Origin of the sequence: Legionella sp. km772, assembly GCF_003989735.1 — a bacterium.
Taxonomy (GTDB): Bacteria; Pseudomonadota; Gammaproteobacteria; order Legionellales; family Legionellaceae; genus Legionella.
Genome location: NZ_RZGQ01000107.1, coordinates 1 through 10,027 on the forward strand (window position 1 = coordinate 1; position 10,027 = coordinate 10,027).

The following is a 10,027-nucleotide window of genomic DNA, read 5'->3' on the forward strand; positions in this document are numbered from 1 at the left end:
AAGTGAAATAAAAAAATCTAAAAATCCTTCTTCCAGCTTCATTCCTATATCCATTTAAATGAAGCTAGCCTCTCATTATTTACCGATTTAAGCTAGATTTTTTTCATGAGGTGGCCCTGGGTGTTTAAAATAATTCTTGAATTTTAGGCGCGCTTGTCAATAATAGCGTTTTTAAATTTGGAGGTAATAACAATGACTAATAAATCGAAAAATCAACCAATAGGCTTTTTCATAGCAAAAGAGGCTAAAAAAGAAGAAGCTAGCTTTGATGCTAAGTGGGATAAAATTAAAGTACATGGTAATACCAAGATGAAAAAAAGGACTAATCTAAATCGCTTTATGGCTGAGGAAGCAGCCGAAGCTCGATATGCAGAGGAGCATTATCTTGCTGATTATGCAGATGAAGACGCTAATGAGACGGATGACCAACCCGCATCATTGGGTTTGAGGTAAGCTTAATGCCTCCTTGTCCACCTAAAGCTTAGGAAAAGACAGGGCAAACGCATCTCATTGTTAATTGGTAACCGAACAGCCTGCATGCCGTTCTTTATGCGCGTACTATAACCCATTTTCTCACCTAAGCTTGTCTGGGTGCCGCGCATAAAGTGCGATAGTTAGCCAATATGACAGGCTTAACTGTGCACTATTTAGCTGCATTTGAACTGCTAAAAAAGAGTTGTGATTAGTATAGTTATCTTAATCGCGGTATAATTCTTTTTTTATACTTTAGCATGAAGGTGACACAGTGAGGCATAGCCCACGTAAACGTTTTGGCCAAAATTTTCTCCATCATGGCACGGTTATTAATGAAATTCTGCAAGCCATTAATCCACAGGCCGGGGATAATCTTTTAGAAATAGGCCCTGGACTGGGCGCATTGACTCTGCCCTTACTAAAACGCGTGCAGCATTTAACGGCAGTGGAAATTGACCGCGATTTACAACAATACCTGCGAGAGCATCCCGCCACTCAAGGGAAATTACGCTTAATCCCGGCCGATGCCTTAACAGTCGATTATCATCAATTTGGTAGCAATTTACGGGTGATTGGCAATCTGCCTTATAATATTTCAACGCCTTTATTAATTCATCTGCTAGATTATTGCCCTTCTATCAGCGACATGCATTTTATGTTGCAAAAAGAAGTGGTTGAGCGTATGGCGGCCTCTCCTGGAACTAAAGATTATGGGCGCTTAAGTGTTATTATCCAATATTATTGTGAGGTAGAACATTTGTTTAATGTGCCCCCGGAGGCCTTTGACCCGCAACCCAAAGTTGACTCTGCAATCGTCCGCCTTACTCCTTATCAAAATTCACCTTATGGCTTAGTCAATAAAGATGCTTTAGAACGGATTGTCGCTGCATCTTTTGCGATGCGACGTAAAACTTTAAACAATAATTTAAAAGGAATTATCTCGGCCGCTGAATTACAGGAGTTAAACATAGATAGCAGTAAACGGCCGGAACAAATTTCTGTTGCTGAATATGTTCAACTAGCGAAATTTATTTCCATTTAGTGTAAAATAAGCTATAGATCATTATGGAGGTTGTTTTGTTTCACCGTCAACGTAAAAATACAACATCTGCGCAGGCTAAATCGTTAAAAGATTTATTGCCCATGGTAAGTTCTGCCCAATTTTTGTCCGAAAATAAACGACAAGCCTTATTGGAAAAAATGAACACTTATTCCGTGCTTGAACCTTCTCGTTATGAAAGCCTATGCAGCACCCTGATTGATAATTTAGTGAGTTATTGCCAAAGCCTTCCTGAGTCTGCTAATAATTATTATGCACAACCCGGTGGGCTGGTGGATCACGCTTTAAATAGGACTGAGGCTGCTTTAGGCTTATTTCAAGAGTTCATGGTAGTAGAACAAGATGCGGTCTCTGAAGAGCAGAAATTATGGCAATACGCGCTTTATTCGGCGGCACTCTTACAAGGAATTGGTAAATTATTTATTGATTACCGGGTTAATTTATTCGATATCAATGGCCAGTTATTGAAACAATGGAATCCCTTGCTAGAAAGTTTAGTTAATATTGGGACTTATTATAACTATGAATTTCAAAAAGACAGCGATGCGGATTTCCGCCGTCGTTTAAACCTTTTGCTTGCTAAGGCCCTGATGCCGCCGAGCGGTTTTAGTTGGATCGCCTCGAACCAACAAGTTTTAGCCGTTTGGTTAGCCCTGTTGAATGAAGATCAACGTTCTGCAGGCACTTTAGGCGCCATTTTAAATAGGGCGGAATCGGTCGCCATCCAACGTTATTTAGCCGAGCTTTTAGCCAAATCCAATTTAAGCCGTAGTGGGGGGCCTTTCGGGCGAGCAGGAACCTTCTCTGGTGGGGTGCCAGAATCTTTAGCTGAAAAAGAACAAGCGATTGGTGCTGAGTTTATTCAATGGATGATCCAATCCTTGGAAAAAGGCTTGATTATGATTAATAAAGCACCATTATGGATGGTTCCCGGTGGTTTTATTATGTGTGCTGAAATGTTCCAATTGTTTGTACGCGAGCATCCGGAATATAAAAATTGGCAAGCCATTCAGAAAGCCTTCGCTTCCCTAGGTTTGCATCGCCGGGCTCCGGATGGTTCCTTACTTAGCCGTTTTGAACAAACTCAAAACCAACAGATGTTAAGCGGTATTGTCTTTTCAAAATATGCCGTTGCTTTACCTGATTCAGTAAGTGTATACCATCTTAATACCGGCAAAACCGAGACGATGTCGGCTATCGAACTTATTCACCATGCGCAAGAAAACAATCATTTTATCCAGCGTAATAACGTTAGTGTCGCACCCTTACAGAAATTATCTGCCTCCGGTTGGAGTCCCATCGTGCCAGAAACAGCCTCACTAGCTCCAGGGGTAAAAAACGGTGGCTGATTATGCTATTGGCGACATCCAAGGTTGTTACGATCCCTTGTTGCGCTTACTTGATTACCTCCAGTTTAATGAGCGTGAGGATCGCTTATGGTTTGTGGGGGATTTAGTCAATCGTGGGCCACAATCCTTAGCGGTATTACGTTTTATTAAACAGTTAAGCTTAACTCCCCGCATCACCCTGGGGAATCATGATTTGCATTTACTGGGTTCTTTATTTGGGGGGCGGCCGTGGAAGGGGCATGATGACACCATCCAAGAGATTATTCAGGCTGATGATGGTGAAGAGTTAGGCCATTGGTTAAGAGCGCAATCGATTATCTATTATGACGAGAAGCTTGGGTATGTAATGTGCCATGCCGGTATTGCCCCAATTTGGGATTTAAACCAAGCACTTTGTTTCGGGGCAGAATTAGAGCGAGTACTTGCGGGTGATGACTATGCCCATTTTTTAAGGCAAATGTATGGTAATCTCCCTAATCATTGGTCTGCCGACTTGCAAGGTATAGATAGGCTGCGGCTGATTACCAACTATTTTACCCGTATGCGTTTTTGTGATCAGGAAGGTAATTTGGATTTAAGTTATAAAGGCGATATTAGCAAGGCGCCAAGTTCTTTATTTCCTTGGTTTTTAGTCCCTAAACGCAAAGAGCTAGCCCCCGATATTCTCTTTGGCCACTGGGCTGCTTTAATGGGGAATTGTCCGCATCCCCGTATTCATGCGCTTGATACGGGCTGTTTATGGGGAGGGCAATTAACTGCCTTACGTTTACAAGATAAACGGCGTTTTTCGGTTGCGGGAGTTCTGAATTAATGGTGTTGGCTGATGTAGTGCATAAAGTTTTATATTCACTTCTGCTGGTCTTAGGGTTGGTTTATTTTATGGATTCTTGGGCTGCGGATAATCATTCACTTTATAAGTGGGTGGCTGAACCCGCTAGTGAAGCCCTGCAAGTGGAGGAGGCCGGTGTTCGTTTGCGTCAAGCCATGGCTAATCCCGAATTTATGCTTGATAACTGGGTTGAATTACCTACTTCGCCTGCCGCACGGAAAAAAAAGATCTATAAATTAAGCTTGCGGGAGGCGATTTTATTGGCTTTGCGTTATAACCCGAATATTCAAAATGCCGAGTTAGACCGTATCGTTCAGCATTACCAATTGCGGCTTGCCAATAATGAGTTTGAATTGCAATATGCCCTAGGTGCTTCCGGCACAATCCAAAAGAGTACCTATAATGGCGTAGGCAGTGATACCAGCCGCTCAATTATAGCTAGCCCTGAGTTAAATTTAAAAACTAAATTAGGAACTCAAGCGAGCGTCTCTATAGATAATAATGTAGGGATGAATAATAATTTAAACCCAGTGCTTAATTTAACCTTAACCCAGCCCTTATTACGAGGTTTTGGGCACTCTGCTAATGAGGCTGCACTTTTAGATGCCCAAGATAATGAGTGGCTTAATAAATTAAATCTGCAGCAATCGGTAGTCGATCAGATTACCCAGGTAATTACTGCTTATCGCAGTTTAATTTTAAGTGCTAATAATTTACAAAATCAGCGCTTGCAGTTAAAAGAATCCCAAAAGTCTTACGAAATTAATGAGAAAAGGATTAAAGCGGGACAATTAGAACCTACCGGAAATATTCAGCAATCCTATCAAATTGAATCACTAAGTTTGATGTTAGAGCAGGGTGAAAATGAGTTTAGTATGGCATCCCAGGATTTATTGCAAAGCATTGGCTTGGATCCCGAGATGCATTTATCAGTGCCTAGTGATGTAAGCTTAAATAAAATCACCGTTCCTAACTTGCAAGAATCCATCGAGATCGCCTTAAATCATAATGTCCAATATTTAGCGCAGAAAATGGCCTTAAGAGCAGATGAGCGTGCATATAAACTAGCTAAAAACCAACAATTATGGCAATTAGATGTTTCGGGAACCGTACAAAGTGGTACGGTCAATGACGTTACAGGTATTAATAATGGTATCCGCGGAATTTATAATGGCAATAATACCACAGAAGCTGCCCGGCTTACTTTAACGGTACCTCTTCATGATCTAAATCGTCGCAGCCAATTAATCAATGCAAAAATACGGTTAGAAAAAGATAGAATTAACTTGATTGCCGCCAAACGCGCTTTAATTACCAACGTAACCAATACCATTCATACAATGGCAAGTCTGGCTAAACGTTATGAATTAGCCCAAAAACAAGTGCACTTAGCTGAGCAGTCTTATACTTTGGAAAAGAAGAAACTTCAAGCAGGTATTTCAACCTCATTAGATGTCAATAATACCCAAAATCAACTACTCCAAGCACAGTCAGGTTTAATTGGGGCTAAGATTGCTTATCTTAATCAATTATCAACATTACAACGAATATTAGGGACTACTTTAGATTATTGGGATATTAAACTTAGGTATGGTGGATGAATCATTTCTTTAAAAAATTAGCGCTAATGCTATTAATAGTGAATTTGGTAGCCTGCGGCGAAGAGAAAAAACAAGAGGCGGCTAAAAGCGAAGTCAGAACCTACACCGTCACGGCTAAACCCCTCCATAAAGTGCTGCATTTTACGGGTACAGTGCAACCTATTCGCGAAAATAGCATTGTAAGCCCGATGGAAGCAGTAGTGGATACCATGAATTTCCACTATGGGCAACGGGTTAAAAAAGGCGAGGTCGTGTTAACCCTTAATTCGAATGAATTACAGAAGCAATATAACGATACCTTAACGGATTACTTAAAAGCTAAAGATAATTATTCAATTATCCAAGCCAAATTTAGGGGTACTAAGGAGTTATGGCAGGCAGGCTTGCTGGCTAAAAACAATTACCTAAGTGAAAAGTCAGGAGTAGATACAGCGCGGGTTACCCTGATGCAAGCATCGCGCAAGCTTACCGAGTTACTCGAAAAAATGGATGACAATAACGACGCGGTGCATTTATCGAATTTAAGTCTTGCCGATTTCGATAAAATCAAAAAGGTTTTGACTGCGAACCATAATTTGATTCACCTCAAAGCGACCGGTGATGGGGTCATGCTCTATCCCCCTAAATCGGGTGAAGATAAAACTACCCGTATCAATGTAGGCTCTGCGGTAAAAGCAGGACAGGTAATCGCGTTGATTGGCGATTTACAGGGAATCAGCGTTGAAATTGATGTGCCTGAAGTGGATATCGATAAAATTCATCCTGGGATGAAGGCTACTATCAGTGGGGTGGCTTTTGGTAAACACCAGCTCAATGGTTCCTTAGTACTGGTCAATGCCCAAGCTTCCAATAGCAGTTCGGGTGGTCTACCTTCTTTTACTGCCTTAGTGGAGGTCAGGAAGCTCAATAAAGAACAGCAAGCTTGGATTAAGGTGGGTATGAGTGCGGCTATTGAATTAAAGGTTGATAGCGAAAAACAGTTGTTAATCCCTATTGCTGCCGTAAAACGTGAGCAGGGAAATAGCGTGGTGCGGTTAAAAACGCCTCAAGGCCGAGTTGAGAAACGTATCGTCACTACGGGACCTGCGCAAGCTGATACCGTAGTGATTGAAACTGGTTTAAAGGAAGGGGATGTAGTGGTATATGACTAACTCACTGATTCAAATCAATAATTTAGTCAAGTCCTATCATTTAGAAGGAATAAGCACGACCGTATTAAAAGAAGTATCACTCAGTGTACATGCAGGCGATCTTTTAGCCATTGTGGGGGCTTCCGGTTCTGGGAAGTCTACCCTCATGAATATTATTGGTTTATTAGATAAAGCGGACTCCGGTACTTATTTGCTTAAGCAAAAAAATGTGGCTTCGTTGAGCGATGATGATTCCGCACTCTTAAGAAATCAGCATATTGGTTTTGTTTTTCAGCAATTTAATTTATTACCTCGATTTACGGCAATGCAAAACGTTGCCTTGCCTTTAACCTACCGGGGCCTACCTGCTGGTGAAATTAAAGAGCGGGTTTTAGATGCTCTTTTTCGAGTAGGTATGCAAAAACATGCTCGCCATCGCCCAACACAACTATCCGGAGGGCAACAACAACGGGTGGCTATTGCCCGTGCTTTAGTAACGGAGCCCGAAGTCATTTTAGCGGATGAGCCCACAGGTGCTTTGGATTCTAAGACCGGCACGGAGGTCATGAATTTATTTTTGAATTTAAATGCAGAAGGGCGCACCATTATTATGGTGACCCATGATGAGCATATTGCAGAACAATGTAAACGAAGGATTACTCTGGTTGATGGTTTGGTGGTTGCGGAGTCGGGCCAATGAATTTTATCAACCATTGCCAGCAAGCCTTAGTTAATTTAACTTCGTCCAAATTACGCTCTTTTCTTGCCGTTCTAGGTATTTTAGTGGGGACGGCAGCTGTGGTTGCCTTAATTAGCTGTGGGCAATTGGCAACAGCTAAGGCTTTAGAGCAATTTAAATCTTTAGGAACAGATCTTTTAGCCGTGTCGGTATATCAAAAAGAGGCAGGTAAGGCGCATTCTGATGAGGATTCTCTAACTGTGGATCAATGGCAGCAGGTAGCCGAGCGTATCCCTTATATCGTCAATATCGCTCCCTACAGTACCGCATATCAGCCTATTAGCTTCCAAGGGAAAACTTTACAAGGAGCTATTATTGGTGCTGATGAGCATCTAGCAGACATTGTGCATGTTCAGTTAGCGCAGGGATATTTTGTTTCCTTTTTAGAGTCTTTTGAGCATTATTGCGTAATTGGCTATGGTTTAGCGCAACAAATTAAGCAAATGACCTTAGACGATCCAATCGGTAAACAAATTCGCATAGGGCAAGCCTTATACACCATTATTGGGGTGGCTGAACAATGGCGAGAAAATGGTTTTTTTAATGAGGATTTAAACCAGGCAGCAGTGATACCCCTAGGGGGAATGCGCCTGGTTAGTAAAGAGGCAAAAATTAATAATGCCGTATTATTATTAAAGCCTGATAGCCCAATTGATGACGTCATTGAAGACATTAAACAAATTATTCATTCTATTAATCCTAAGCTTAGCGTTTTTCCCCGCAGTGCTAAACAAATAATTGCCAGTATGGAAAGTCAGGGTCGGATTTTTACTTTGCTCTTAGCAGTAATTGGGGGCATCTCCCTTTTAGTAGGTGGAATTGGGGTAATGAATGTGATGTTGGTGTCGGTTAGTGAGCGAAAAAAGGAAATTGGCATTAGAAAAGCAGTGGGGGCGAAAAATAGTGAGATCCAGGCTTTATTTTTAGTGGAGTCGGTCATTTTATCTTTATTAGGCGGTATTTTGGGCGTTGCCTTAGGGTTAATTTTTACTCGCATAGTAGCCTATTTTAGCAGCTGGACTTTTTCGATTTATTTATTACCTCCTATTGCAGGCTTCTTGGTGTCAGCGGCAACCGGGATTTTCTTTGGCTTTTATCCGGCGCGACGTGCTGCCAAACTTGAGCCTATGGCTTCTTTGCGTAGTGAATAGCTTAAACGCTGGTATTTAGCCTCTTCAGCGAAAAGACTTATAAATAACATTCTACCCATTACTATGCAAAATGCTTGGTGTGGTAAAAACTACACCTATTTAATGTTATTCAAGGGGAGTTATATTTTTTATACCCCTTTATTTTTTTTTATTATAGAATAAATTTATTTTGTTCAAAAAAAGGACTTGTGTGATAGCTGCAGCCTATGCCGTAAATTTAATTAATAAACGATTAGTCATCGCTTGTTTCCATGACAATAATACGGTTAATGCCAAATACGCTATTCGAGCTCAGCAGCGGGATTTATCAACGCCAGCCGATCCGGTTATCTTTACTATTAAGGGAGATGAGCCAGGGGTTATTGAGTATCTGGCTGCAGGGAAAACTATAGATCAAGCAATTGTTTTACATCTGCTAGAGCAGATAAAAGTTGCTGTGGATGAAGAGGTATTAGCCGCAATCGAAGTAGTTGTTTTCTGTGGAGACGTAAATTTAACTAAAAATGATTGTTTAGCTCCCATTTTTTCCACTACGCTCATTCAAGACTCATTCCTAGTTAAACAGGTTTTTTTAATATTGCAATCGGGTGACTTAAACGTTGTTAAAGCGGCTCGAGAAAAATTTGGCGATCGCACAGATGATTTTATGAAGCCAATCCAACAACACCTATGGATTTATCCCAAGGGGATGAAAACGCAAATAGGATTAAACCAATACATCAATAGTGGATCAAACCATGCTAAGCAAAGTGGAGCTATCGACTTTGAAAGTATACCATCGCCAGCTGTAGTGAGTTCGGCCCCGTCAAACTTGAGCATCGAGCACATGAGCTCTCAAGCTTCAGCTTTATCAGCGAGTGGATTTACAGATGATGAGCAACTTAGCCATACCTTAGAAAGTCACCTCTTAGCTGGCTCAACTTTGCATCCTGATAAATCATGGAGGATGCCAATAAATCGATATAGTTTTCTGCCACCAGCTATGCCTGAAGCACCTGCTCATTTAAGCGTTGAACCAGAATTAGGAGTTAGCCCCCCTTTATCCTCACCGCGAGCGGCTGCTCTATTAGCAGCGGCGATGAAAGGCTATGAACCTGGGGCATCTAAAGATAATAGCCTTCGAGCAGACAGTTCAAACGAGAAAGATGAGCTGTCAGACCAGAATTTTCAACCATAAGCTCCCTTAGATGAGCGAGTGTTTTTATAGCCCCAATAACAGGAACAATTCCTCGAGAGGATTAGGTTTAACTTTTTGATAATAATCTTTTAAAAAGAATCTCATCACTACTTCTAGTCGACTACGGGTTAAAAACTTTAAACCGACTCTTTCAATAAAGCGATGGATGTATTACCGGCGCCTTTTGAAAAACTCTTTGAATGTGGCTATGCTTAGGTAATTAGGTATTATAACTATGAAAACACCACCGCAGTCTTTTTTTACTCTAAATGGTATTAAGACTTCCCAAGAAGCCTTAAGGGTTTGTGGCATGCAGCCTGAATTGGCAGCTCATTTAATGCTACAGTGCAATGCTTTAAAACAAACAATTATCCTGCGAGCAGGGATTCCTCCTGTTTATAACTCATGTTACGCACATAAACTTGTAGTTTGACTAAAAAGCATTAGAATTCCGCCCTTAATTTTAGGGAGGGAATTAAATGGATATGCTTGATCTTTATAGTGATTATTTGATTTT

The 10,027-nt window shown here is 41.1% G+C and carries 10 protein-coding genes; all 10 read left to right on the forward strand.

Features of this window, described 5'->3' with window-relative positions; all coding sequences use genetic code 11:
- The first annotated feature begins 192 nt into the window (after positions 1 to 192).
- The 10 genes from ELY15_RS10750 to ELY15_RS10795 all read left to right on the forward strand — a co-directional run bounded on the left by ELY15_RS10750 (position 193) and on the right by ELY15_RS10795 (position 9,943).
- Positions 193 to 453, forward strand: coding sequence for a hypothetical protein (locus tag ELY15_RS10750; protein ID WP_127099855.1), 261 nt, complete (start codon positions 193 to 195; stop codon positions 451 to 453).
- A gap of 292 nt (positions 454 to 745) precedes the next feature.
- The gene (gene rsmA, locus ELY15_RS10755; protein ID WP_127099857.1) at positions 746 to 1,516 is read left to right on the forward strand and encodes a 16S rRNA (adenine(1518)-N(6)/adenine(1519)-N(6))-dimethyltransferase RsmA; all 771 of its coding nucleotides are present in this window, start codon (positions 746 to 748) and stop codon (positions 1,514 to 1,516) included.
- Between the two features lie 35 nt (positions 1,517 to 1,551).
- The gene (locus tag ELY15_RS10760; RefSeq protein WP_199744208.1) at positions 1,552 to 2,883 is read left to right on the forward strand and encodes a TraI domain-containing protein; all 1,332 of its coding nucleotides are present in this window, start codon (positions 1,552 to 1,554) and stop codon (positions 2,881 to 2,883) included.
- Positions 2,876 to 3,694 (forward strand): symmetrical bis(5'-nucleosyl)-tetraphosphatase, encoded by an 819-nt coding sequence (locus tag ELY15_RS10765; RefSeq protein ID WP_127099861.1) that lies wholly within the window; start codon positions 2,876 to 2,878, stop codon positions 3,692 to 3,694. The genes ELY15_RS10760 and ELY15_RS10765 overlap by 8 nt, the downstream gene beginning before the upstream one ends.
- Positions 3,695 to 3,762: 68 nt before the next feature.
- Positions 3,763 to 5,313, forward strand: coding sequence for a TolC family protein (locus ELY15_RS10770; protein ID WP_370449422.1), 1,551 nt, complete (start codon positions 3,763 to 3,765; stop codon positions 5,311 to 5,313).
- On the forward strand, positions 5,310 to 6,464 hold the full coding sequence (locus ELY15_RS10775; protein WP_127099865.1) for an efflux RND transporter periplasmic adaptor subunit: 1,155 nt from the start codon (positions 5,310 to 5,312) through the stop codon (positions 6,462 to 6,464). Before ELY15_RS10770 ends, ELY15_RS10775 begins: the two co-directional genes overlap by 4 nt.
- Positions 6,457 to 7,143 (forward strand): ABC transporter ATP-binding protein, encoded by a 687-nt coding sequence (locus tag ELY15_RS10780; protein ID WP_127099867.1) that lies wholly within the window; start codon positions 6,457 to 6,459, stop codon positions 7,141 to 7,143. The genes ELY15_RS10775 and ELY15_RS10780 overlap by 8 nt, the downstream gene beginning before the upstream one ends.
- Positions 7,140 to 8,333, forward strand: coding sequence for an ABC transporter permease (locus tag ELY15_RS10785; protein WP_127099870.1), 1,194 nt, complete (start codon positions 7,140 to 7,142; stop codon positions 8,331 to 8,333). The genes ELY15_RS10780 and ELY15_RS10785 overlap by 4 nt, the downstream gene beginning before the upstream one ends.
- Positions 8,334 to 8,523: 190 nt before the next feature.
- Positions 8,524 to 9,510, forward strand: coding sequence for a hypothetical protein (locus ELY15_RS10790; RefSeq protein WP_127099872.1), 987 nt, complete (start codon positions 8,524 to 8,526; stop codon positions 9,508 to 9,510).
- Positions 9,511 to 9,745: 235 nt separating this feature from the next.
- Entirely contained in the window at positions 9,746 to 9,943 is a 198-nt protein-coding gene (locus ELY15_RS10795; RefSeq protein WP_127099874.1) for a hypothetical protein, read from the forward strand.
- The last annotated feature ends 84 nt before the right edge of the window (positions 9,944 to 10,027 follow it).

What these genes read in the sequence shown, in the direction of transcription:
- ELY15_RS10750 (WP_127099855.1), top strand. Translation starts at nt 193, where the DNA reads ATGACTAATAAATCGAAAAATCAACCAATAGGCTTTTTCATAGCAAAA.
- ELY15_RS10770 (WP_370449422.1), top strand. Translation starts at nt 3,763, where the DNA reads ATGGATTCTTGGGCTGCGGATAATCATTCACTTTATAAGTGGGTGGCT.
- ELY15_RS10775 (WP_127099865.1), top strand. Translation starts at nt 5,310, where the DNA reads ATGAATCATTTCTTTAAAAAATTAGCGCTAATGCTATTAATAGTGAAT.
- ELY15_RS10780 (WP_127099867.1), top strand. Translation starts at nt 6,457, where the DNA reads ATGACTAACTCACTGATTCAAATCAATAATTTAGTCAAGTCCTATCAT.
- ELY15_RS10785 (WP_127099870.1), top strand. Translation starts at nt 7,140, where the DNA reads ATGAATTTTATCAACCATTGCCAGCAAGCCTTAGTTAATTTAACTTCG.
- ELY15_RS10795 (WP_127099874.1), top strand. Translation starts at nt 9,746, where the DNA reads ATGAAAACACCACCGCAGTCTTTTTTTACTCTAAATGGTATTAAGACT.